The following is a 25,643-nucleotide window of genomic DNA, read 5'->3' as shown; positions in this document are numbered from 1 at the left end:
AATTTCCAAGCTTTCCGCTCGGGTTCAATTCCCCGAACACTCTTTGTCCTTTCTATTGATGTTGTGAATTAAACCTCGATGTAGGTCGGGTTCAATTCCTTTCTTTTATATTGAGTAAGAATCTTCAGAGCTCGAGTTCAATTCCCCGAACACTCTTTATTCCTTTCTATAATTTTCATGTAAATCTTTAGAGGGTGTTTTCTATACTTCGCTTCACTTGATCAAACTCTTCATCTGATAGAGTAAATATCAAATCCTCTTCAGAGCACTCGTTTTTTTCTTTAAAATAGTTGTCCGTATTCTCTGCCAACCCTAGACTTAGAATCACTTTCCTTGCAAACTCTTGATGTGCGAATCCTATAGCCGTAATGATCTGTTTATCTTGCACAAGAACTTTCGGTTGGAAATTCTCACGAGGAAGAAATTCAAAATAGTCAAAGAAGTTTTGCCAAATTCCACCTGTAAATTTCGTGTCCTTCAACAAGCCTGCTTTGGCTAATAAAAGAGGGGCTGAAGAAATGGCTGCAATTAAGATATCTTGCTCACCAAGCTCCCTCAAAAACGAGATCAATTTCTCATCTTGTAGAGCAGGTCCAATGTTAACCATTCCTGGCAAAATCACACAAGAATAATCTTCTATACGGATTTGATCAAATGTTTTCGTCGGTTGACAGGGCAAACCATCCTCAGAGACCACTATCGAATGTTCTGAAGCCACATAATCAATTGTTACGTCAAAAGACAGGGCTAAAGTACTTGTTAAAGTGGTTATCTCATAAAGAGAAAAATTAGGATAAATGATACAAAGTACTTTTTTCATATGCAACATCCTCTATTTTACCGAAAAACAGAGGCTGGGTTGCAACCTCTGGATTTCTTCCTATAATTATTAACATTCTTAACGAGTTAGGCTTAATTGAGTTTCGGATTAAAGGAGTCCTAAAATCTCGGAACCTTTCTTTATTTCAGGAGGTTCCGCTAAAACAATCCACTGGATTGTTTTACTTCTCCGTAAACTCTCCGTCTACGACGTCATCGCCTGCGTTTCCTGTTGCTTGTGCGCCTTCTGCTCCTGCTTGAGCTTGTTGGGCTGCTGCGGCTTGTTCGTAGAGTTTAACAGCAAGGCCTTGAGCTTTTTCGTTCAATGCTTCAAGTTTTGCTTTCATGTCGTCCAAGTTATTGTCTTCTTGCGCTTTCTTAAGATCATCAAGGGCAGCTTGGGCAGCATCACGTTCTGCATCGAAGCCTTTGCCTTCAGTTTCTTTGATTGTCTTTTCAGTCGCAAAGATAGCTTGGTCTACTTCGTTACGAAGGTCTACTTCTTCTTTACGTTTCTTATCTGCTTCAGCGTTAGCTTCTGCATCTTTCATCATGCGGTCGATTTCTTCGTCTGTCAAACCTGAGTTAGATTGGATAACAATTGTTTGTTCTTTTTGAGTTCCAAGATCTTTGGCTTTAACAGATACGATACCGTTCTTATCGATGTCAAATGTTACTTCGATTTGTGGAATACCACGAGGTGCAGCTGGGATATCTGTCAATTGGAAGCGTCCAAGAGTCTTGTTATCTGCTGCCATTGGGCGTTCCCCTTGAAGAACGTGGATATCAACGGCTGGTTGGTTGTCTGCTGCAGTTGAGAAGACTTGTGATTTAGAAGTTGGAATTGTAGTGTTGCGGTCGATGAGTTTTGTGAAGACTCCACCCATTGTTTCGATACCAAGTGACAATGGCGTTACGTCAAGAAGGACAACGTCTTTAACATCACCAGTGATGACACCACCTTGGATCGCAGCTCCCATAGCAACTACTTCATCAGGGTTAACTGATTTGTTTGGTTCTTTACCAGTTTCAGCTTTAACAGCTTCAACAACGGCAGGGATACGAGTTGAACCACCGACAAGGATCACTTCGTCGATTTCTGACAAGCTCAAACCTGCATCTGAGAGGGCTTGACGAACTGGAACTTTTGTACGTTCAACGAGGTCACGAGTCAAGTCGTCGAATTTAGCACGAGTCAAAGTCATTTCCAAGTGAAGAGGTCCAGCTTCACCAGCAGTGATAAATGGCAAGCTGATTTGAGTTGAAGTCACTCCAGAAAGGTCTTTCTTAGCTTTTTCAGCTGCGTCTTTCAAACGTTGAAGAGCCATCTTGTCAGCTGACAAGTCGATGCCGTTTTCTTTCTTGAATTCTGCTACCAAGTGGTCGATAATTTTTTGGTCAAAATCGTCACCACCGAGTTTGTTATCCCCTGCAGTTGCCAATACGTCAAAGACACCATCACCCAATTCAAGAATAGATACGTCGAATGTACCACCACCAAGGTCGAATACCAAGATTTTTTCTTCTTTGTCTGTCTTATCCAAACCGTAAGCAAGAGCTGCTGCAGTTGGTTCGTTAACGATACGTTCTACTTCAAGACCAGCGATTTTACCAGCGTCTTTAGTTGCTTGACGTTGAGCATCATTGAAGTAAGCTGGAACTGTGATAACTGCTTTCGTTACTTTTTCACCAAGGTATTCTTCAGCGTAACCTTTCAAGTATTGAAGGATCATAGCTGAGATTTCTTGTGGAGTGTATTCTTTACCGTTAGCAGAAACTTTTTCAGAAGTTCCCATCTTAGATTTGATAGAGATAACAGTATCTGGGTTTGTAACTGCTTGACGTTTTGCAGCGTCACCAACGATGATTTCACCGTTTTTGAATGACACAACAGATGGAGTTGTGCGGTTTCCTTCTGGGTTTGCGATGATTTTTGATTCAGTTCCTTCAAGAACTGCAACTGCTGAGTTTGTTGTACCTAAGTCAATACCGATAATTTTAGACATGTGTTTTTCTCCTTGTTAGTTAATTTTCTATTTTTGATATTTCCCTTAAGTGGTGGGGACGTGAGCAACTCCCTTCGGGATTTCATCACTTATTTTTGAGCCTATTGTCTCAAAAATCCCCTGTTTCAGTAGCAGAAGCTACTGAAACTTTCACCACGGCGGGAAATATACTCCTTGCAAGCCTCCGGCTTGCCTCTTATCTTTCTTCATAGTTTATTGTCGTTTCGGACAAGGTTTTTAAGTTCTCTAGCCTAGTTATATACAACCACCATGGCTGGGCGTAGGATGCGGTCATGGAGTTTGTAGCCTTTTTGAAAGACTTGGGCGATGGTGTCTGCTGGATGTTCGTCATCTGCTGGAACTGTTTGAATAGCCATATGGTAGTTATGGTCAAATTCACCGTCCGCTGGAATTTCTTCAATTCCTTCTTCTTTCAGAGCATGAATCAAGCTTTCTTGGACCATTTCCAAGCCCTTCTTCACATCATCTGTCAACCCTTCGACGGCAAGGGCACGTTCGAGGTTGTCGAGTGATGGCAAGATTGCTTTCGCCAAATCTTGGCTACGATAGCGTTGCAAGAGTTGACGCTCTTCGTTGGCACGGCGCTGAATGTTTTGCATCTCTGCATGAGCACGAAGGTATTTATTTTCAAATTCTTCGGCACGTTCATTAGCCAAGTCCAATTCAGACTTCTCAGGAATTGTTTCTTCAGCTGTTTCCACAACTTCCTCTTCTTTTACTTCTTCATTTTTAATATCTTGGGCCATTTTCGCCTCCTTTAATGATTTCAATCTTATACTCAATGAAAATCAAAGAGCAAACTAGGAAACTAGCCGCAGGCTGTACTTGAGTACGGCAAGGCGACGTTGACGTGGTTTGAATTTGATTTTTGAAGAGTATTAATTCACTTCATAGTGATTACTGCTGAGATAGCGGTAAAAATCCGTCAACTTCATAGTCAAAACTCGATTGACAACATTAAGTTGATTAACCAATTGTTGATAATCCAGATTGACCGGACCTATAATCGCCAGAATTCCAAACCCACGATAGGGAATCAGGAACTTACTGCTAATCACTGCTAAGTCAGCAAGACAAGATTCTTGGCTATCCGCAACTCGGACACTTTGCATCTGGTCACCAATCAGATTCTCTCGAATTTCCAAAGCTACCTTTTGTGGCTGATCAAAAAATTGATAGGCCGCTAAATTAGCGAAATTCAAAAGATTGACTTTACCAGAAACCACGATATTTTCATTGAACATTTCTTTGAAGATATGCTCAATAAGATCCATAACGTTATCCGTTGTTGTGAAGTAACGTTGGATAATTTGTGGAATCTCTGTCCGAATCTTGTAGTGAATATCCAAAACAGTCTGATCCAAGAAACGTTCTTGAATCATGGTCTTGAGGCGATTCAAATCCTCCTGCAAGAAATTTCTCGGAATCAAAAACTGACTGGTAACTGTTCTAGACTCATCAAGCGTAAAAACTGCCAGAGCTGTATGTTGTCCGAGGACAACAATATCAAAAGCTGTTAGCTTCTGCCTACTTGGTTCTACATCCAGCGCTACAACCGTACAACCACTCAAGTCTGACAAAATTTTCGTCGCCTCTTGAAGAATATCCTCTAGCTTGAAGAATTCTTGATCAAAGGCTTTTACAATCTCATAAACTTGATTTTCAGCTAAACGGTCAAAGGATAGGGAGTGTTTGACATAGTATTGAAAACCAGCCACACTCGGCATACGACCACTGGAAGTATGTGCCTTTTCAAGTAAACCTTGCTTTTCTAAAGCTGCCATATCATTTCGAATGGTAGCACTACTAGAGTTGATAGACTCTTGCAAGGCCTTAGATCCAACAGGTTCGTGCGTTTTGGTAAAGATGTCAATAATCAGATTTAAAATATTCTGTTGACGTTCCGTAACCATCTCGTCACTCCTCTCTGATAGATCTTTTTAGCACTCGTAACTCCCAAGTGCTAACTTATGATTCTATTATACACCCTTAGAAAAGAATGTCAAGACAAAAACTCAAAAAATTAGCACTCTTTTACCAAGAGTGCTAAAAATCAGTCTGAGGTCCTAGAAAATCATCTTACATTCTCAAGATATTTCTTTTTAAGTCTGTAAAAACTATAGATTAGGTAAGAAATCATGAGGGCATAAAGGGCAAAAATAAGGAAGAAAGACTGAGAGAGACTTTCGCGAAACAAGCTCATACAAATAACTAGACCGCCAGAGATAGAAACTGTAGATGTACGAAGTCTAGATTTCACATCAGCCCATCGAAGACGATTGTCCATGAAAGATTGATCATTTGAATCTACATCACAAGTTGCTTTTCGAAAAATAGAATAAGAACAATTTTCCACAAATTCCCATCCTCTATCCTTAATACTTTGTAAATCTACCTCATTTTTTCTAAGATAGCTAGTATTCCACACACGGTAAATCACATCATCTGGTCGGCATGGTTCAAAATAGAAAAAGCCAAAACGATTCGATTTAAATTTCCAACCTTTCAAATGCATCTCATGCAAATAATCTTCTACCTTATCCAAATCAAATATGGTAAACATTCGAAATAGTACTTTGCTATTCATTGTCTAACCTCCAAAATGGTCTTATTTATCAGATAATTCTTTCCACTTTTGAAACAATCTCCAAAAAATATAAGAAATCTGAATCGCATAAACTATCAATAAAACCCAATTTATTATGAAAATCAAAAATACTTCCCAACTGAAAGAACTACCTCCACTGACAAACTTTGGGAAAACCGGTAGTAGCGCTGAAAAGAGAAGCAAAATAGGAAGCATCCGCATTATTAAAATACGTTTGATCATAGCTAACTTCCCTGTAGCGTCATTATAAATTTCAAACTCGGCATCCGACTCAATTCCAGAATGAAGCTTTCTAAAGTAGGAAAAACCATTAAAGTCTGTAATATACTCCCACCCACAATCTTTAAATAGTTGTAAATAGGAAGCTCTCTCTGACTTTTTCATAGGATAAAAGTCCAACTGATAAATCACCTGCTCTGGTTGGCACTTTTCAAAAGTATACTTAACCGCAACTACTAAGTTAGAGTAGCTTACTTCCTTAAGTTTCCAGCCCTGAGCATGCATTTCTCCGAGATAGAGAGCCTCTCTATCATAATCCGCAATGGTAGCAATTCTATAAACAACTTTCTTTTCCATCAAAGCTCCTCCCGACTGTTTCTATAGAGCCGCTCAATACGTTTCAACTCAATCTCTAAAACTTTTCGACCCAAGTCTGTTATCTGATAGATTTTACGTTTTTCCTCTTCTCGGACAAAGGAAACCAAACCATCTTTTTCCATCTTTGACAGGGTTCCATACATAGTTCCAGGACTAATTGATACTTGTGAATCTGTCATCTCTTTGACCTTTTGTGTAATACCATAACCATGGTTCTCCTTCTGTAGACAAAACAAGATATAAAAACCCGTTTCAGTCATGGGAAGGTAGACACGCCTAATCTTATCTGTTAATTCCATTTAATCAGACCTCCTATTTAGTTCGATATATCGCACCTCGTTATATAAAATATATCACACCTCGATATAATTTGCAAGAAAAAAAGATCGTCCTCACGGACAATCTTTCTGATTTATCATTAGTATAGATCTAGGTAGTTATCAATTTCCCATTGTGAAACGAAGGTTGCATAGCTTGCCCACTCAATTCGTTTAGCTTCAAGAAAGCTAGTGTAGATGTGTTCACCTAGAGCTGCTTTAACCACTTCGTCTTCTGTCATGGCCTTCAAAGCGTTGTGAAGAGTTGATGGAAGGTCTGTGATGCCAGCCTCTTTACGCTCTTCTGCAGTCATGATATAGATGTTTTCTTCGATTGGCGCTGGTGCTTCGATTTTGTTTTCAATACCGTGCAAACCAACTTCCAAAAGAACAGCCATTGCGATATATGGATTTGCCATTGGGTCTACTGAGCGCAATTCAAGTCGAGTTCCCATACCACGTGTAGCTGGAACGCGGACAAGTGGTGAACGGTTACGACCAGCCCAAGCGATGTAAACCGGTGCTTCATACCCTGGAACCAAACGTTTGTATGAGTTAACTGTCGGGTTCATGATAGCTGTGTAATTGTAAGCGTGCTTGATCAAACCACCAAGGAAATGATAGGCTGTTTCTGACAATTGCATTCCTTTTGGATCATTTGGATCAAAGAAGGCGTTGTTCCCTTCAGCATCAAACAAGGACATATTGCAGTGCATTCCTGAACCAGCGATACCAAATTTTGGTTTAGCCATAAAGGTTGCATACAAACCATGTTTACGCGCAATTGTTTTTACAACAAGTTTAAAGATTTGAATCTTGTCACATGCACGAAGAACTTCATCGTACTTAAAGTCAATCTCATGTTGACCTACAGCAACTTCGTGGTGACTGGCTTCTACTTCAAATCCCATTTTAGTCAAGACATTTACAATCTCACGACGGGTATTATCGGCAAGGTCTGTAGGTGCCAAATCAAAGTAACCACCCTTGTCATTTACCTCAAGAGTTGGGTCCCCATTCTCATCAAGCTTGAATAGGAAGAATTCTGGTTCCGGACCAAGGTTGAAAGATTTGAATCCAACTTTCTCCATGTGATGAAGAGCTCGTTTAAGGTTGCTTCGAGGATCTCCAGCAAATGGCTCTCCTTCTGTTGTATAGACATCACAGATCAATCCTGCGACACTACCGTTCTCATCTCCCCAAGGGAAGACAGTCCATGTGTCCAGGTCAGGGTACAAGTACATATCTGATTCATTGATACGAACAAACCCTTCAATAGAAGATCCATCAAACATAGCCTTGTTTGACAAAACCTTGTCTAGTTGTTCATCTGTAGCAGGAATTTCGACGTTTTTCATTGTTCCCAAAATATCTGAAAACATGAGACGGATAAAGGTTACATTTTTTTCCTTAACTTCACGACGAATATCTGCAGCTGTGATTGGCATGGTTTTTCTCCTTATATATGACGACTAGCGGTTGCCTAACCGCGACCAAAAGGTGATTGTTGAGAAGCAAAGCGACTTTGTTGAAGAACTTCATTCCGAAGGGCCCGACGCACCTCAGTTTGACTCACTGGTTTCTTGGCTTTCGCCTCACGTTCGGCATATTTTTTCTTGATAGCAGCAATGTTCAGACCTTCAGAGATATAGTCCTTAATCTCAAGCAATCGATCCATGTCATTCAGCGAGTACATACGGCGATTGCCTTCGTTTCGATCAGGCTTAATCAAGTCCTGATCTTCATAATAACGAATTTGGCGAGCCGAAAGATCGGTCAACTTCATAACACTGCCAATAGGGAAAACTGCCATATTGCGACGAAATTCTTTTTCCTTCATGTACACTTCCTTCTTTCTGTCTATTATAGTCTAAAAAAATTCAATCGTCAATCAATAATGTTATATCTTGTGACATTATTTTGTTTTTTTCAATAAAATACTCCGTAAACGATCAATATCGTAATTTACAAGAATTGCTACAAAAACACCCATAAATGTTTCAAAAACTCGGGCAAATACGTACAAAACAGTCTCCCCGCTCGGAATAGAGAGAGTAATAATTAACATAGCTGAAACACCACCGATAACACCTGCTTTATTATTCATAGCTACATTTGTCATAATGGTTAACATGGTGCAAATTGGAACGATCAGCAAGGTCACCCAAAAGGCTTCTTGAAATAGAGTGTTTAAGAGGAAGAAAACAATGGCGTAAAAACCACCGACACTATTTCCCAAAATACGCGAAGTTCCAAAATGTACACTCTTGTCAAAATCTTCTCTTAAACTAAAAACAGCGGTCAGAGCTCCAATCTGCAACCCTTTCCAGCCAAAGAACCCAAAAGTCAAGAGCACTAGAAAAACTGCAATACCCGTCTTAAAAGTACGCATGCCTAATTTGAACTTAGCCTTATCAAATCTATATTTTTTAAAATAACTCATAATTTAAACTTTCTATCTCCATTTTATCATAAATTCACCTACTTTTGAGAAAGGTAGGGCAATAAACTGTAGGAAAAGACAGAAAAAGAGAGTGGGACAGAAATCGGTAATTCGTTAGAATTCGATTTCGTCGTCCCACCTCCGCACAGTTGAGTAGGGCTGTAAAAGCTGATGAAATCAGCGTAGTAAAGCCCACTCAACCACTGCGTCTTACTCGGCAATCCAAAGACAATTGAGAGGCTAGGACTTTTGTCCCAGCCTCAAGCTTTTTATTCTCATTTATTTTTTAAAACAGATACAAGAAAGCCAAGGTTAACAAGCTCGCTAGCAAACCTACTCCCCAGAAAAAGAAGTCGACCTTCCACTCACTCCAAGCTTGACCTTTTCCAGAAAAACCACCCAGCTCAAAATGGTGATGAACAGGTGTCATCCGGAAGATACGCTTACCTCCACTCAGTTTAAAATAGCTGACCTGCATCATAACAGATGTTGTTTCAAAAACATACACCAAACCAATCAAAAGCAGCGTCCATTCTTGGTTCAGTGCCATAGAAATAGCCGCTAACATCCCTCCAAGGGCTAGGCTACCTACATCTCCCATGAAAACTTTAGCAGGCTTGTGGTTAAAGACAAAGAAGCCAAGAAGACCACCAATCATAGCTACAATCACTAGTAAGATATCGAGCTGATTTTGTACATAGGCAATAACTCCATAGGCAGATAGGCTAATCACCACCGAAATACTTGCCAAGCCATCAATTCCGTCAGTCAGGTTAACTGCATTTGAAAAACCGACCAACCAAAAGAGGGCAAAGAAAATATACAGAACACCTAAATGCAAGGGATAACCAAATACATTTAAGATATCTCCTCCTCTTTCATAGAATAAATAGAAGATAACTCCTCCGACCAACTGAAGCAAGAGCTTCTGTTTAGGATTAAGTCCTTCATTGATTTTGCGGAAAACCTTGAGGAAATCGTCCAAGAAACCGACCAAACCATATAAGACCAGGATAAAGAGGATCATTCCGACATTATTGGTTAATTGATTAGTCACGAGAGCAAGGACCAGACTAACTAAAACTCCTGCTAGGAGAAAGACAAGTCCTCCCATTGTTGGTGTCCCGGCTTTTGCTTGGTGTTGTTTGACATCCTCATGCATCTGTTGACCGGTAATCTGTGCTTTATGGTAAAAACGGATAAAGGCTGGAATTCCTATGACTGTTAGAATAAAGGCAATCACTCCAGCAAAGATAGAAATAAGCATTCTAATCTCCTAATGTTATTTTTATTTTCTGTAAATCTTTTAAAGCTGTATTGGCACGAACACTTTGTTGTTTGACAACATTACCTGTACCCTCAAATTCAACTTCGATATTCAACCACTTAGCAAGGGTTTCGATATTTTTCTTAGTCCAACCGTATAAGTCAGGCATCTCCTCTACCTTATCAGAAAGAAGCAAGATTTGCTCGTTAGCATCCAGATTTGTCCCTTCTGCTGCAGAGCTTTCCTTAATTTTTGTACCTGAACCGATAACAATTGGTTGAACAAGGTTCCGACGTAGCTCCTCCGCCAAATCTCCAGGACTATAATCCTTCATTTCTGGCATTGCATAACTAGTTGTAGTTGTCACTTGGTCCAAATTCTTAGCTGTAGATTGAAGATTGAGTGATTCTTTCATAGCCGAAGCTCTCTCCAAGATAGGGTTTGCGAATTCTCCTAACGGAATCCCAGAATAATGTTCCGGTTGTTGAACTGTCACATAGAGAATAAAATCAGGATTTTCAGAAGGATGCATGGTTACTACAGAAAAGATATGATTGGTTTCCCCAACTAAGTATCCTCCATTTTGCTCATCAGCAATCTGGGCAGTCCCGGATTTCAAGGCTACATTATAGCCCGGAACATTGACTGTTCCTTTACCCGTACTATGATTGTACATTGTACCATAAATAGGGTCTGTCCCAACCATCACCATGTGATCTCGCGTCAAGCTTGCCGCTTCTTTAGAGACAGGATTTCCCACAACTTCTTTTTGTGATTTACGGACGGTTTGATCATTCGGGTCATAGAGAGCGCTGATAAACTTAGGCTCTAGCATAACTCCATCATTAGCAATAGCTGTAAAAGCTCTGAGCATTTGCACTTGAGTAACAGAAATCCCTTGACCAAAAGAACTCATGGCAATATTGACAATGTTATCCTCAGGAAGTTGTCCCGCGTATTCATCAGTCATACCAAAACGAGTTGGAACTCCGAACTTGAAACGGTTGAGGTAGTCTAGCCAAGTAGCATCTCCCATCTTTTGCTCTAACAAGGTCATTCCGACATTACTAGAGTGGGCAAATCCTTGTAAGTAAGTCATCATTCCACCACTCGTCAAGCCTTCATTTACATCCCAGTCCTTGATGGTAACATCAGCAATTTTTAATTCACTACTATTAAAATACTCCCCTCCAGGAAATGTTTTATTGTCAATAGCCGCCGCCAGAGTCATTACCTTCATGGTTGAACCTGGTTCATAGTTACTTTGGTAAAGGATATCACGCCAGACAAAGTCCTCTGTAATCCCTTCTTTGGTATCAGCATCAAAGGTTGGTCTTTGAGTTGTAGCGAGAATCTCTCCCGTTTTAGCACTAACCAAGGTCGCAGTCATGTACTTGCCTTTCACTTTTTCCTGGAAGGCATCCATTTGGCTTTCCATAAAGGATTGCAAAGGACTAGATATGGTCGTGTAGACATCTTTTCCATCTACGGTTTGTTGAGTGACTTGTTCCGTACCAGGAACGATATTACCTAGACGGTCTTTTTCATAGGTAATAATACCATCTGTCCCTGCTAACAAGCTATTCAAGGAGCTTTCAATACCAGATGTTCCAATAAGGCTCTTCGAACCATCTTCATTTTCATGGAGCTGGGCTAGACCAATGAAGGATGAAGCAAATTTCCCATTTGGATAACTTCGATTGGGGCTTGTGGTAAAATCCACTCCCTCAATCTTGGCAGCTTCTAGATCCTTTTTTATGGACATCATATTTGCGTAGGTAATCCCATTTCCTTTAGTACCAAAGGAAACCTGTTTGAGATTGGGTTGAGAGAGTTGATCTTTGACGTAGGTCTCCTCCATATCCAAGTACTTATGAAAAATTTCGGCTACCTTATTGTACTGAGATTCCTCAACATATAGAATATCTCCATTCGCAGACTTATAATCCTTATCAATGACCGCATAAACATTATAGGAGGTTGCATCTTCTGCAATCGGAGTTCCATTACGATCATAAATGGTTCCCCTCTTAGCAGGGACTGTTCGAGTTGTTTGATGAACCTTATATGCTTCTTTGACCAGGTCAACACCAAACTTCTTTCCCGTACCAATAATCACCGCAAAGTTAACCAAAAAAACAGCAAAGAGAATGACAGCCAAGAGACTAAGGCTTTTTCCAACTCGTCTGCGGTTTTCTAGAGGAGTTCTGCGATTCTTAATGGCAAAGTGTACTATTTTTTCTTTCCATGTTTTCATATATTACTCCGCCGATCGGATATTTCCATTGTTTAATTGCAAGTCTTGCGAATCCGCAACACCCGCCAGACGTTCTGAGCGAATCAATTCATTGACCTCTTGCTTGGCATCGTCTAGCTCCGTCTTTTTCTCCTCAATCTGTCTGTTGACAGTTGTTAATTCACTTTGAACTTGCAGGAGCTTGGTTTGCATATAGACCACACTGATGGCTAAGACAAGAGCTGTAATGGCAATCGAAAGGTAAAAGGCCTTCTCAACACGTGAAAACCTCTTGATACGAGCTTGCAGTAATTGGCTCGTTGTTTCTCTTTTTTCTACCATTTTATCCCCTTACTTATGAATTTTTCGAGCTACTCGTAACTTGGCTGAGTGGGAACGATTATTGGCCTCCAACTCCTCCTTGCTTGGTAGAATCGGTTTGCGAGAGACTAATTCCATCTTGGGCTTAAGATCATCTGGGATGAAAGGCAAGCCTTTTGGCACTTCTACTGTTGAAGCTTCCTTGAACAATTGCTTGGTCAAACGATCTTCCAGCGAATGAAAGGTAATGACTGAGATTCTTCCGTCCACTGCTAGTAATTCCATAGCTTGTTGGATGGACTCATCTGCAGCCCCGAGTTCATCATTGACCTCAATACGGATAGCTTGGAAAATCTGCTTGGCTGGATGACCTTTTTTCTTGAGTTCCTTGGCAGGCTTGGCGGACTTGATAATCTCGGCCAATTCTGTCGTTGTCTCAATCGGTTTCAACTCACGCGCCTGTTCAATCTTTCGAGCAATCTGCTTGGAAAACTTATCTTCTCCATATTTGAAAAAGATTCGTACCAAGTCATGATAGTCATAATGATTGACAACCTCATAAGCTGTCAAACTAGCTTCTTGGTTCATCCGCATATCCAGCGGTGCATCCTTTTTATAGGAAAAGCCACGCTCACGCTGATCCAACTGCGGGCTAGAGACTCCCAAGTCATAACAAATACCATCAATCTCTTCTACACCTGCTTCCTGCAAACGTAGCTGCAAATGACGGAAGTTGTCTTTGATGAAGGTGACCATTCCTTTTTCGATATAAGGCGCCAGACGTTTTTGCGCATTATCAATGGCATTTTGATCCTGGTCAAAGGCATAGAGATGCCCCTTTTCACTTAGTTTACTTAATAAATACTCGCTATGGCCTGCTCCACCCAAGGTCGCATCAACGTAAATACCATCAGGCTTCACATCTAGCATATCAATGGTCTCATGGAGCATAACCGTTACATGATGAAATTCTTTATTCATATCTTATCTATTTTACCACAATTCTGACTAGCTTGCACTCGCTAAAGCAAAAACCTTTCCTTGCTATTTTATTCTTTATATTCAACAGGTGACTCGACAAACTAGAGGGAGTTTAAGTGTTATAGCCCAAGACATACTCATTACATTCTTTAAAATAAACCACACAAATATGTATTTCTCTATTCAAACAAAAAAGCTGAGCAAATATGGAGAGAGCATATATCTTAGAAGATAATACTCCATTCTAATTTTTTAATTATCTACTTTAATCACTCCAACATTTTAAAAATTCATATTAAATTTCCGTATCAACTGTCCTATTATTTGTTCTGACCATTTCTCTGACTGTCTGGCGTTGTTCATCAGTAAGATCCAATTTGAGTAATTGTTTTTCAACACTAAATTCTGAGGTATTGTATTTCTTATCATACATCTCTAATAATTTATTACGAAGAATAGGCTCGCTGATTAAATGAATTTCTTTTAATAGTTCTTCTTCATTTCCTTCTTGCACTTCTTCTCCATTCAGTATACCTAACATAGAATCAATCTTCGCTAAGGCAAAATCACCATAAATATTATCAATCAAATTTTCCTTCATAATTTCTTGGATATTCTTAGCGAAAGTATTTTGAAGAACTTTACCTTCTGAATATCCCATTTCTTGATTCTTTTCAAGCATAATCACATTTCCTGGTTTAATATCCGAAAGCATATAAGGGGAATGAGTTGTGAAGATGAGTTGGAAGTTCATTCCTCCCATTTTATCGATTTCATTTATATAGTTAACTAAAAAATTTATTAAGCTTCTAGACCATTCAAGATGCATACCTGATTCTAATTCATCCACTACTAATTGACATGTCCCTTGAGAGGAATTCATTTGTAACCACTTCACATAACTCATCACTTTTAATATATTTGTTTCACCAGTAGACATATTATAATAAAATTCATATATTGCACTCAAACATGCATTCTTTTCTAATTTTTCATAGTCTAGATATAGTTTTTCAAATTCAATTCGATTATCAAAATTCTTTTTTCCATATTCTAACTCAACTATCCGACTTCCTATACTATCACTGTATTCTTTTATCTTGTACTTGTGAATAAATCGTTCTAGATAATTTAGGAAATTGACTAATGAATTTATAAAGCCTCTCTTTTCTTCTTCTATTTCTTTTTTTATTTTATTAAATAGTGGTAGATACTTACCATCTATAAAATATCTTTCAATCTCTTCATCGCTTAAACAATACTTGAACTCATTACAAACATTCACAATTACTTTCAAAACGAGCCAGGAGAAAAACTCTCTATTTTCCCAATCATTTAAATATTTATCTGGAATATAATCTTTAATATAATACGTACTAACTCCAAAACTAAATTTATATGACGAAGAAACTAATCCTCGAGAATATAATACTTCATAAGCTTCAAAAATACCATTCAAAATATACCATCTAGAAGATTCTGCTAAGTGAACATCTAATGATGATGAACCTCCGTAGCTTCCGCTTGGACGTCTATCTTCATTCATGATATAAATCAGATTATCATTCTTTGGAGTACCAGAATATCCACTTATATCAAGTTTATCTGCTGCTATACCTTCTATAGTAACTGACGATAAATCAAAATTTTTATCGAATAGATAAAATTTACCATTAGTATCTAAATATATACCGAAAAATTGATTCATATCTTTGTTTTGATCTTCCGCTCGATGATAATAGCCTATCAGATTTAAAATTGTGCTTTTTCCCACACCATTTATACCAACTATAGGTGAAATATTATAAATAGACTCTCCATAAAAGTTTTCAATATAGTCTGGATTTTTGTCAATTTTTAATTCATTCGTTTCAAAATCAAAATTTACTTTATATTCGTCTGAAAAATTAAAAATCTGATTCTTAAAAAGCTCATCATACTGTTTAATCACCAAGGCAATTAATTTCATTCTTCTTCTCCTACTAGTCCAATTTCTTTGCTAATATCTGTAACCATTTTTGAAAGTGGTCTTTTCCCATAATTTTCTTTGTCTGTGTAGTGACCTGTTATAAAGCGATTCACCTCAGCCTCACTTAATTCAAGGTTTGTTTGATTTAAGATTTCTGACAAACCTTCTCTATAACTATCTGTGTATACTTCTTTTTTCCAAATCAATTCATTGACTACATCAATGTGGCTTTGATATAGCTCCTCTATACCCAAAATACGAATCCCATTTTTAAAGTCTGGATTACAAGAATCAATTTTTATTTCAATCTTATCAGTAGACTTTGGAATGTATGTAAACTTTACATCATCGAATGGAAAACTGCTATCATAAGGACTATGTTTTAAATCCTTATTTAATTTCACATGATTGCAACTATAGCAACTAGGGATTAAATTATAAAATGAAACAGCAAACAGCGGATAGCTGTCTTTTGGAAAAAAATGGTCTAGTTGAGCAGTATTTACTACTTTAGTCTGACCGTTAATTTCTTGTTTGCAACCCGGACATTCTTTTTCAGTCCCATCAATTACCAATAACTCTTGATTACAGTTATTACATTGAAGGAATTTATATGTTGAGCTTATATAATTACGATTACAATACGGGCATACCGAAACGTTTTTTAAATCAATTATTTTCTTTCTCAGTTCAGAATCAATCTTGTCGTAGGATTTTTTTAGATACTCTGCTAATCTAGGTTTTTCATCTACGAAATTATCCAAGAATTCTTTAATATTCTCTAAAAATGAATACTCACCAGTCATTATCTTTAGAAAAGCATCTTCTTCACTTGCTAGTTCTTGTACATTGCTGGCTACCCAACTATTTAAATCATTTTTAAATTCAGGATAATTTCGAAAATTCATTTTTTTATATAATTCTAAGCAAATTTTTTCAACTTCAAACGGATTTGATTTTTCTATAGGTATCATAACTGATTTTCCATTCTATCACAATAGACTGTTCGCAAAATCTTGATTGACATGTTAATCATTGGTTTTTGCTAAGGATTCTGCAATTCTGCTTCTAAGGATATCACATTGCCATAATTACTGATAAAATTGTGATTTTATGGTTCATGATTTTCCTTCTGTTTGGTAATTTACTCTTTCTTCTGCAACCTGTGCTAGTTCTACACGCTCTTGGGGATTTAAGTGTTGATGAACTGCCTCTGCCACTGCTCTTGGTATACCGACTTCCACGATTTCATCCACGCTGGCTTCCTTGATTTTAGTCAAGGACTTGAAATATTTCATCAAATTCTGCTTGCGTTTAGGACCCAAGCCTTCAATCCCATCCAATTGAGAGGAGAAGGAATTCTTAGAACGGAGTTGACGGTGGAAGGTGATCGCAAAGCGGTGTACCTCATCTTGGATGCGTTGCAAGAGGAAAAATTCCTGAGAATTACGAGACAATTCTACCACCTCAAGAGGGTCTCCAAAGAGCAACTCATGAGTTTGATGCTTGTCATTTTTTTGCAGACCTGCGATAGGAATATCTAAGCCTAACTCTTCTTGGATAACCTGCTTAGCAATATTTACCTGACCTTGTCCTCCATCAATAACGATTAAGTCAGGCGGTGTCAAACCATCTCGTTGGACTCGTCCATAACGTCTACGAATAACCTCTCGCATACTTGCGTAGTCATCTGGCCCAACAACTGTTTTTATCTTGTACTTACGGTAATCCTTCTTGCTCGGTTTTCCGTTGACAAAAACAACCATAGCAGAGACTGGACTAGTCCCCATAATATTAGAGTTATCAAAAGACTCGATGCGGACTGGGGTTGGAATTTGTAGAAGTCGTCCCAGATTTTCAATAGCCCCTTGAGTCTTTTCAACTGATTTCTCTAACAGATTAAACTTCTGCTCTAGACTAACACGCGCATTTTTTATAGCCAGATTGACCAGCTGCTTCTTCTCACCGCGTTGGGGTTTGAGAATTTTGGTATCCACCAAGGCCTTGACGGCTTCTTCATCAATATCCTGAGGAATCAGAATTTCATTGGGAACTAAGTGAGATTTTTCTTGATAAAATTGTCCCACATAGGTCAAGAAATCCTCATCTGGATCATTGTAGTAAGGAAAGAGATTGACATCGCGTTCAATCAACTTGCCCTGACGGACAAAGAAAACCTGGACGCACATCCAACCCTTATCCACATAGTAACCAAAGACATCACGGTTTTGAAGATCTTTGGCCATGACTCTTTGTTTGGTCCGAAGAGTACCAATAGCCTGAATCAAATCTCGGTACTCAGCCGCACGCTCAAATTCCATACTCTGAGCCGCCGATGTCATCTTCCCCTTTAGCTCATCGATGATTTTATCATCCTGACCTTTCAAGAAATCAGAGACCTCCTGGGCCATAGCTTTGAAAAAAATCTCGTCTTTCTTACAGATGGTATGAGCCATGCACTGGCCGATATGGTAATAAAAACAGACCTTTGATGGTGGATTGGTGCACTTGCGAAATGGAAAAATCCGACCCAGAAGTCTCTTGATTTCATTGGCTGCCCCCACATCCGGATAGGGTCCAAAATAGAGACCTCCGTCTTTTTTGACCTGACGGGTGATAATCAAGCGAGGATAGCGCTCATTGGTAATTTTGATGAAAGGATAGGACTTATCGTCCTTGAGCATAATATTGTACTTAGGCTTGTTTTCCTTAATCAGGTTGATTTCCAGAAGGAGGGCCTCAATATTAGACTCCGTGACAATAAACTCAAAATCTACAATCTCAGAAACTAGGGCTTCTGTCTTGGTATCATGACTTCCGCGGAAGTATGACCTCACGCGATTACGCAGATTTTTAGCCTTTCCTACATAGATAATCGTGCCGTTTTTATCCTTGTGAATGTAACAACCAGGGCTGGTCGGCAAGAGCTCCAGTTTTGATTTAATCAAGTTATTCATAGTTCCATTATAGCAAAAAGCCCCCTTCATTGCTTACATCAAGGAGCTCTATTTTTCGTTTGAAAATCACTTATTCTCCAGACTCATATAGTTCTTGAACTACTTGAACATCTTGAGCCTGAATACCATAATAAGAACCTGCTGGTTGCATGACTGACACTTCATTAGTATGTTCCAAGCCAATGGCATGTCCTAGCTCATGCTCGGCCGTATGCAAGACGCGATCATAGGTATAGCCATAGTTTGGATTAGATAGATAATAATGATTCAAACGAACTGTTATAGAAGTGAATTGTTTGGTTAGGAGATTTGTCTGACTCTCCGCCTCACCGGCAACAGATGTGGAACCATCATTCATTTCGGTAGCGAAAATATCGGCCTGATCCGCTTCTGTTACAAGCTCAAAGTTAAAAGCCCCAGTCTGATTCCAGTTAGCAATAGCTTCAAGGTAGGCCTTTGGGAAAGTGGCATCCATTTGAGGATCAATATAGATAGTTGCTTGCGCCTTTGACCATTTTACTCCTGAATCTTGATGATGATCAGTCTGAGACAAGCCTTGCAACTTACCAGTTTCTTGCCATTGATCCCAACCTGCTTGACCGACTTGGACCACTTTGCTAACTTGATTTAAAGTAGCAGGTAAATCACCTGTCACATACCAGAGAATCCCAAAAGTGATGAGAATTAAGAAGATAAGCGTCCATACAAGGCGCCAAAACATACGCAAAATCCCTAGTAAAAACCGACATAACACACGAATAATCCAGCCCATAATTGCCCACCTTTCTAAAAAAATAAGAATCCACCTTTAAACCATGGATTCCCATTCTAAAGATAGATTTCTTATTTTACTCGATTAAGCTGAAAGAAAACTAAGACAAGCGTTCTTCCAAAACAAAATCAATCGGCAGTGTAGCCAAAAACCGTTCCAATTGTTTTTCCCAATAATACCACTCATGGTTTCCTGGACTATGACTATAAGAAATATCAAAACCTAGCTTCTTGAGGTTCTTCACCGCTAGGTTATTGGCAACATACAAGAAATCTTGTTCGCCACACCAAGCCCAGAGTTTGGTCTTCTTGTCTGACTTTTTAGCAAGGGTTTCAAGCGAATAGGGACTAGTTTCCCAGTTATCAAGCTTACCAAAAACACCTCGCCAGTAAGCAAGCGTTCCAAGATTTTGACTTTCTGGAGAAAACTCTTCGAAACTAAGGGCTCCAGAAAGACTAGCAGCATGTGAGAAACGATTGGTTGACAAAGCCAACTTGAAGGAACCGTAGCCTCCCATTGAAAGGCCAGCGATAAAAGTTTTTTCACGCTTGCTAGACATATTAGGGAAGAAACGTTTGAGCACTTTAGGCAGTTCTTCTGCTAGAGCTGTATAGTAGTTATAGCCATACTGAGTATCTGTATACCAACCATTACTTGTATTAGGCATGACAACAATCAGATTGGTCCCTCGCACCAAGCGCTCTACATTGGTCCGTTTGAGCCAACTGTTGTGATTCCCTGACATCCCATGAAGGAGATAAAGAACAGGAATATCTGTAGAATCTGGCTCCTCAACCCGAGACGCATCCGGGTAGAGAACATTCACTCCCCACTCCATATCTAAAACTTCTGAGTAATACTCAATCTTCATTACTGCCATAACTTGCTCCTTATTCATTTAAGATAAGAAAAAGCCGAAATTCGACTTTTTCACCTTCTATCCGATACTTATTTTGCTTCCATAACAACTGGTAAAATAGCTGGGCGGCGTTTTGTTTGATCAAAGAGGAATTTAGACAAATTGTCACGAACCTTACCTTTGAGTTCTGCCCAGTCAAATTCTTCTCCTTGAAGATATTCTTCAACCGTTTGGTTAATCAACTCTGAACTTTCACGCAGAATATCTCGACTCTTCTTGAGATAGACAAATCCACGCGTATGCACTCGAGCTTTGGCGATAATTTTCTTATCACGACGGTTGACAGTAATCGCAACGATGAAAATTCCATCCTCCGACAAAACCTTACGGTCACGAAGAACGACATTGCCGACATCTCCGATGGCATTCCCATCAATCAAGACATCTCCTGCGGTAACGGCACCAGATGGGACAAAATCTCCATGCTCATAAGACATGGTTGTGCCCTTTTTAGGGATGAAAATCCGTTCTGGCAACATGCCAACTGCCATAGCAGCTCTGGCATGGGCATCCAACTCACGATATTCACCCTGGATCGGGAAAAGATACTTGGGTTGCAAGAGATTAATCATCAATTGAAGATCACGCGCATTTCCGTGTCCAGACACTCGCAAACTTTGGGTAATAGTTTTAACCACACCTCCAGCTTGGTAGATCATATTTTCCACACGCGCCATCATAGCCTCTTTGGCAATCGATGGTGTTGTAACGATATAGACCAAGTCTCCTTCCTTGATTTCAACATAACGGTGACGGCCGATCGACATCTTACGAAGTCCATTAATCGGTTCCCCCATTCGACCTGTCTCAAGGATAATCAACTCATGGTCTTCAAATTGGGACATTTCTTTGGTCTTAATCAAAAGTCTTTCATTTGCCAGAGATAGTTTTTTAAGGCGAATGGCTGTACGGACGATATTTTCAATATCGAATCCTGTCAAGACAACACGGCGTCCTGTCTCCGCGGCTGCATCAAAAACTTGCTGGATACGAGAAAGGTTACTTGCAACTGCAGCAACGATGATGCGTCCATCCCAGTCAGAGATGGTTTGCGTGATTTCTACACCAACTTCATTTTCACTGGCTACTTGGATATTGCTATCTGCATTGGCCGAATCACTTAGAAGAGCCAGGACTCCTTCACGACCAATCTCTGCCAATCGACCAAAGTCAGTGGCATAGGATTCACTAGCCGTTTGGTCAAACTTGAAATCTCCTGTGTAAACAACATTTCCTTCAGACGTTTTTAAGACCACACCCAAACTTTCTGGGATAGAGTGGGTTGTACGGAAGAAGGACACAACAGTCCCACCAAAATCAATCTCTGTATTTTCATCAATCACATGGAAATCATCAAATTTCTTGACACTGTCATTTCCCTTAACAAAAAGCTTGGCAAGTTCGATGGTCAACTCTGAGCCAAATACAGGAACCTTAGCTTCTGCCAAGAGATAAGGAAGGGCGCCAATCGCATCCGCATGCCCGTGTGTTAAGAAAACCCCAGCAATACGGTCGCTATTTTCAAACAGATAGTCCATATTTGGAATAACGACATCGACACCCAACTGTTCATTTTCAGGATATTTCAAACCTGCGTCTAATACAAAAATCGAGTCGTTAATTTCTGCGATGTACATGTTTTTACCATTTTCACGCACACCTCCAAGTGTTGTTAATTTAATAGTATTCATTTTTCCTCCGAATAGTCACTTCAACTTGTTTGTAGAGCTTTAAAAGCTCTCTTTTTCTGAAAGTCCAATTCACTTTCAGCCGAATCTTTTCCATTCATTATACCATTTTTTTACTAATATTCAAAATGAATCTCACACATAATCCGACTTCAACCATCTGTTTTTATCTTATAATTACAAGATGGCTAAATTCCGACTAAGCCGTCAGATCACCTCGAATCTTCAACTACTTCGACAAGATTAACAAGTACTTCTCGGCCACAGTAGCTTCTGTTTGCTCCCAAAATCCTTATCCTCCATCAACCTTTATATCACACACTTTTAGACATAAGCTTCTAATAAAAATCAGCATGGCAAGCAACTTTATCTCTTATCACAAAAATCATACATATCCAAAAGCATCCCCTGAACAAAGATAAACTCACTTCAATCCTTCCTGTCAGTGTTTATAATCTACTAGGAATTTCTTTTCCACCTCTTTCTCCATTTTCTACTCCAACCAACTTCCACTTAAGAGCAAACAAAAAGAGTCAGCAAGCCAACTCTTTCTATCTCTATTCACTTTTTTCCATTAAGAAATCATAGATTTCCTGAACTGTTCCAAGAGCCATAATCTCTTGATCCTTAACAGTTTGTTTCAGCTTTTGATAAATCTGACTCTCAGCTATATCACGCTTTTCAGCCTCTTTATTCACCCTCATGACTCCATTTTCAATGGTCACAAAGCCAAGCTCTTCAAATATCTGGATCATTTTGACTAATAGAATTTGCTCAATCTTGAGATAGGCCGCCAAGTCCTTGAGTTTATAGCGAATATCAAACTCTGGGAACTGATAGATGGTTTTATACAATTTTGCAAACTGCTCTCTCGTTCCATATCCTGTCAAGTAGTAGGCCTTGGCTATATCATTTTTAAAGTAAATAGCAGAAAAATTCTGCTCCTGGCAGATTTTCTTAAGAAGGGATAAATCTTCAGGAATATTTTTTACGACAATAGCTGAACAAGAGGTCACATCAGGCAACTCTTGCCTAAAGTCCAAAACAGGTACCCCTTCTGGCAACAGGGCATTCTTACCACGGATGTTAAAGAGTTGGACACCTTCAACACGGGCATCAACCATCATCAACTGCAAGGTTGTTTGTCCATTCCATTGGTTGACAGAAAGAGTCACTGCCAATTCCAGTTGCTTGGTCTGTGAGAATTCAGTCGCCCATTTTCCTTGTCCAAAAGCGACCACCTCAAAACTAGCCTCACCTTTGGAAATTTTCAGCTTGAGATGAGCATTACCAGCCCCCATAACGCGAGCATTTTCAACTTGAAAATCTCGAATATAGAAGACAGGTTTTTGGTTATCCATCCCAAAAGGAGCTAGACGTTCAAAACTTTTGACCGTCTCCAGACTCAAGGCCTCTAAATCCAGTTCTTCGTCTAAAAATAGATTGTTTTTACCTTGGGCATCTGCGCCTTTTTCTCGGATATAGGCTTCCAAAAGATCAGATAAGACTTCCAACTTATCCTCTTCAAGGGTCATACCTGCAGCGCCTGCGTGACCACCAAAGGCGATAAACAGTTCTCGATGCGGGTCCAAAGCTTCAAAAATATCAACCGCTTCAATGCTTCGAGCACTACCCTTGGCGCGTCCATCTTCGATATTCAAGACAATGACTGTCTGACCCAGTTCTTCAAGTAAGCGCCCAGCTACAATTCCAAGAACTCCCGGATTCCAGCCTTCCTTAGCCAAAACTTGAACACTTCTCTCAGGATCTACCATGCCTTTGGCTTCATCGTAAATGGACTGAACAATTTCCTTACGTTCTTCATTCTTTTGATGAATCAAAAGGGCGATTTCATGCACTTCCTCATCGTCAAATCCAGTCAACAAATCAATAGCTGGATTAGGATCATCCAAGCGCCCTAGGGCATTTAAGCGAGGCGCTAACTGAAAACCAACCGTCTCTTCTGTCACATCACTACTCGAAATCCCAGCGATTTCAAACATTTCTTGCAGGCCCATTCGTTGAGTATTGCGCAAGATATCAAGACCATATTGGACCATGATGCGATTTTCGTCCGTCAAGCTAACCATATCGGCAATTGTACCGATAGCAACCAAGTCTAACAACTCAACCTGCACTTCTTCCAAAAGGGCACAAGCCAACTTAAAAGCGACACCACAGCCTGCTAGATGCTTGAAAGGATAGTCCGCCCCTGGATGTTCAGGATGAATAATAGCATAGGCATCTGGTAAATCCTCAGGCATAGAATGGTGGTCGGTCACAATGACGTCTACTCCCAGAGACTGGGCCAGATCAATAGCCTCATGTCCCGCCACACCATTATCCACCGTCACAATCAAAGACACGCCCTGCTGTTCAATGAAATATTTATAGACACTGGCATTTGGACCATAACCATCTGTAAAGCGATTGGGAAGGTAAACAAGACACTCAGCACCTATCTGCTCTAAACTTTCCTTGACAATGGAAGCCGAAGTCATTCCATCCGCATCGTAGTCACCATAAATGAGAATCAACTCCCCTTGCTCAATAGCCTGACGAATCCGCTCCACTGCTTTTTCCATATCATGCAGAAGGTAAGGATCATGCAAATCATCCAAAGAAGGTTCTAAAAATTTTTTCAGACCGGTCTCATCCTTAATACCTCGTTCAAATAACAAACGAGCCACTTCAGGACCCAAACCAGCTTTCTTGGCTATCTTTGTAAAATCCGCATCCTCAACTTGCGGAGCAAATTGCCAATTATAAGTAGGAATTATCAAAAAAATCATCCACTCTTTCTTACGATTCTATCGTTTTATTATAACATGATTTTCAGTTTTTCTCTATCTGCTTTGCTTTTATCAAAGTTTTACTAATTTCTTTGTAATATCATTTGACAGGAAAACGCTTTTGTTGTAGAATCTATGTTACAAAACCTAACACAAAGGAGAATGATTATGACTTTAGTAGAATTTAAAGCTGTTGAAAAGTATTACGGAGACTACCACGCACTCCAGAATATCAACCTTCGTTTTGAAAAAGGCCAAGTCGTTGTGTTACTTGGACCATCTGGTTCTGGAAAGTCAACTCTTATCCGTACTATCAATGGTCTAGAGGCGATTGATAGTGGAAGTCTTCTGGTAAACGGACACCAAGTAGCAGGTGCTAGCCAAAAGGATTTGGTCCCTCTCCGCAAGGAAGTAGGTATGGTTTTCCAACATTTTAATCTTTATCCACATAAGACTGTGTTAGAAAATGTAACTCTCGCACCGATTAAAGTACTAGACAAAGATCCCAAAGAGGCTCAAAAAACTGCACAAAAATATTTAGAATTTGTAAATATGTGGGATAAGAAAGATTCCTATCCAGCCACCTTATCAGGCGGACAAAAGCAACGAGTAGCTATCGCTAGAGGCCTAGCTATGAAACCTGAACTCCTACTCTTTGATGAACCAACCTCAGCTCTCGACCCCGAAACAATCGGTGATGTCCTAGCTGTTATGCAAAAACTAGCTCACGACGGCATGAATATGATGATCGTCACACACGAAATGGGCTTCGCTCGTAAGGTAGCTGATCGCATCATCTTTATGGCGAATGGACAAGTCCTGGTCGATACAACAGATGTGGATGCATTTTTTGATCACCCAAGTGAACCGCGCGCCCAACAATTTCTCAGCAAGATTATTAACCACGAAAGTGACAAGGTCAAATAAGGA

22 protein-coding genes are annotated in these 25,643 nt (G+C 39.6%); 1 reads left to right on the top strand and 21 read right to left on the bottom strand.

Features of this window, described 5'->3' with window-relative positions:
* Positions 1–187: 187 nt before the first annotated feature.
* The 21 genes from ACORHT_RS02120 to recJ form a co-directional block, all read right to left on the bottom strand.
* Positions 188–820 carry a DJ-1/PfpI family protein gene (locus ACORHT_RS02120; protein ID WP_434350441.1) on the bottom strand — a complete coding sequence of 211 codons (633 nt, stop codon included), beginning with the start codon at positions 818–820 and terminating at the stop codon, positions 188–190.
* Positions 821–1,001: 181 nt separating this feature from the next.
* Entirely contained in the window at positions 1,002–2,825 is a 1,824-nt protein-coding gene (dnaK, locus tag ACORHT_RS02115) for a molecular chaperone DnaK (RefSeq protein ID WP_414320991.1), read from the bottom strand.
* 251 nt (positions 2,826–3,076) lie between these two features.
* Positions 3,077–3,592: a nucleotide exchange factor GrpE gene (grpE, locus tag ACORHT_RS02110; protein WP_434350440.1), complete on the bottom strand. Its 516-nt coding sequence runs from the start codon at positions 3,590–3,592 to the stop codon at positions 3,077–3,079.
* 132 nt (positions 3,593–3,724) lie between these two features.
* Positions 3,725–4,759 (bottom strand): heat-inducible transcriptional repressor HrcA, encoded by a 1,035-nt coding sequence (gene hrcA / locus ACORHT_RS02105; protein WP_045763634.1) that lies wholly within the window; start codon positions 4,757–4,759, stop codon positions 3,725–3,727.
* Between the two features lie 161 nt (positions 4,760–4,920).
* On the bottom strand, positions 4,921–5,433 hold the full coding sequence (locus ACORHT_RS02100; protein ID WP_434350439.1) for a DUF2812 domain-containing protein: 513 nt from the start codon (positions 5,431–5,433) through the stop codon (positions 4,921–4,923).
* 21 nt (positions 5,434–5,454) lie between these two features.
* Positions 5,455–6,030, bottom strand: a complete 576-nt coding sequence (locus ACORHT_RS02095) for a DUF2812 domain-containing protein (protein ID WP_434350438.1) — start codon at positions 6,028–6,030, stop codon at positions 5,455–5,457.
* Complete coding sequence (locus ACORHT_RS02090) at positions 6,030–6,350, bottom strand: PadR family transcriptional regulator (RefSeq protein ID WP_000423982.1); 321 nt, start codon at positions 6,348–6,350, stop codon at positions 6,030–6,032. The genes ACORHT_RS02095 and ACORHT_RS02090 overlap by 1 nt, the downstream gene beginning before the upstream one ends.
* A gap of 119 nt (positions 6,351–6,469) precedes the next feature.
* Positions 6,470–7,816, bottom strand: coding sequence for a type I glutamate--ammonia ligase (gene glnA, locus ACORHT_RS02085; protein WP_075230045.1), 1,347 nt, complete (start codon positions 7,814–7,816; stop codon positions 6,470–6,472).
* A gap of 35 nt (positions 7,817–7,851) precedes the next feature.
* Positions 7,852–8,208 (bottom strand): MerR family transcriptional regulator, encoded by a 357-nt coding sequence (locus tag ACORHT_RS02080; protein ID WP_075230046.1) that lies wholly within the window; start codon positions 8,206–8,208, stop codon positions 7,852–7,854.
* A gap of 75 nt (positions 8,209–8,283) precedes the next feature.
* Positions 8,284–8,811, bottom strand: coding sequence for an FUSC family protein (locus ACORHT_RS02075; protein WP_434350437.1), 528 nt, complete (start codon positions 8,809–8,811; stop codon positions 8,284–8,286).
* A gap of 286 nt (positions 8,812–9,097) precedes the next feature.
* Positions 9,098–10,078 (bottom strand): phospho-N-acetylmuramoyl-pentapeptide-transferase, encoded by a 981-nt coding sequence (gene mraY / locus ACORHT_RS02070; RefSeq protein ID WP_434350436.1) that lies wholly within the window; start codon positions 10,076–10,078, stop codon positions 9,098–9,100.
* Between the two features lies 1 nt (position 10,079).
* The gene (gene pbp2X, locus ACORHT_RS02065) at positions 10,080–12,335 is read right to left on the bottom strand and encodes a penicillin-binding protein PBP2X (RefSeq protein ID WP_434350435.1); all 2,256 of its coding nucleotides are present in this window, start codon (positions 12,333–12,335) and stop codon (positions 10,080–10,082) included.
* Between the two features lie 3 nt (positions 12,336–12,338).
* Positions 12,339–12,656, bottom strand: coding sequence for a cell division protein FtsL (ftsL, locus tag ACORHT_RS02060; protein WP_434350434.1), 318 nt, complete (start codon positions 12,654–12,656; stop codon positions 12,339–12,341).
* 9 nt (positions 12,657–12,665) lie between these two features.
* Positions 12,666–13,616, bottom strand: coding sequence for a 16S rRNA (cytosine(1402)-N(4))-methyltransferase RsmH (gene rsmH, locus ACORHT_RS02055; RefSeq protein WP_434350433.1), 951 nt, complete (start codon positions 13,614–13,616; stop codon positions 12,666–12,668).
* A 295-nt stretch (positions 13,617–13,911) separates the two neighbouring features.
* On the bottom strand, positions 13,912–15,585 hold the full coding sequence (locus ACORHT_RS02050) for an AAA family ATPase (protein WP_434350432.1): 1,674 nt from the start codon (positions 15,583–15,585) through the stop codon (positions 13,912–13,914).
* Positions 15,582–16,559, bottom strand: a complete 978-nt coding sequence (locus ACORHT_RS02045) for a hypothetical protein (protein ID WP_434350431.1) — start codon at positions 16,557–16,559, stop codon at positions 15,582–15,584. Before ACORHT_RS02045 ends, ACORHT_RS02050 begins: the two co-directional genes overlap by 4 nt.
* A 144-nt stretch (positions 16,560–16,703) precedes the next feature.
* Positions 16,704–18,542, bottom strand: coding sequence for an excinuclease ABC subunit UvrC (gene uvrC, locus ACORHT_RS02040; protein WP_434350430.1), 1,839 nt, complete (start codon positions 18,540–18,542; stop codon positions 16,704–16,706).
* 70 nt (positions 18,543–18,612) lie between these two features.
* Positions 18,613–19,314 carry a matrixin family metalloprotease gene (locus ACORHT_RS02035; RefSeq protein WP_434350429.1) on the bottom strand — a complete coding sequence of 234 codons (702 nt, stop codon included), beginning with the start codon at positions 19,312–19,314 and terminating at the stop codon, positions 18,613–18,615.
* A 100-nt stretch (positions 19,315–19,414) separates the two neighbouring features.
* Positions 19,415–20,194: an alpha/beta hydrolase gene (locus ACORHT_RS02030; RefSeq protein WP_434350428.1), complete on the bottom strand. Its 780-nt coding sequence runs from the start codon at positions 20,192–20,194 to the stop codon at positions 19,415–19,417.
* Between the two features lie 68 nt (positions 20,195–20,262).
* A complete protein-coding gene (locus tag ACORHT_RS02025) occupies positions 20,263–21,924 on the bottom strand; it encodes a ribonuclease J (protein ID WP_434350427.1) in 1,662 nt (553 codons plus the stop codon).
* Positions 21,925–22,478: 554 nt separating this feature from the next.
* On the bottom strand, positions 22,479–24,704 hold the full coding sequence (gene recJ, locus ACORHT_RS02020) for a single-stranded-DNA-specific exonuclease RecJ (RefSeq protein ID WP_434350818.1): 2,226 nt from the start codon (positions 24,702–24,704) through the stop codon (positions 22,479–22,481).
* 177 nt (positions 24,705–24,881) lie between these two features.
* On the opposite strand from recJ, the gene ACORHT_RS02015 reads away from it, so the two are divergent.
* Positions 24,882–25,640 (top strand): amino acid ABC transporter ATP-binding protein, encoded by a 759-nt coding sequence (locus ACORHT_RS02015; protein ID WP_434350426.1) that lies wholly within the window; start codon positions 24,882–24,884, stop codon positions 25,638–25,640.
* Positions 25,641–25,643 lie beyond the last annotated feature (3 nt).

The sequence above is a fragment of the Streptococcus sp. KHUD_014 genome, from assembly GCF_051106275.1.
Lineage (GTDB): Bacteria > Bacillota > Bacilli > Lactobacillales > Streptococcaceae > Streptococcus.
The sequence above is the reverse complement of the archived record's forward strand: the minus strand, read 5'-3'. Positions and strand labels throughout refer to the sequence as shown.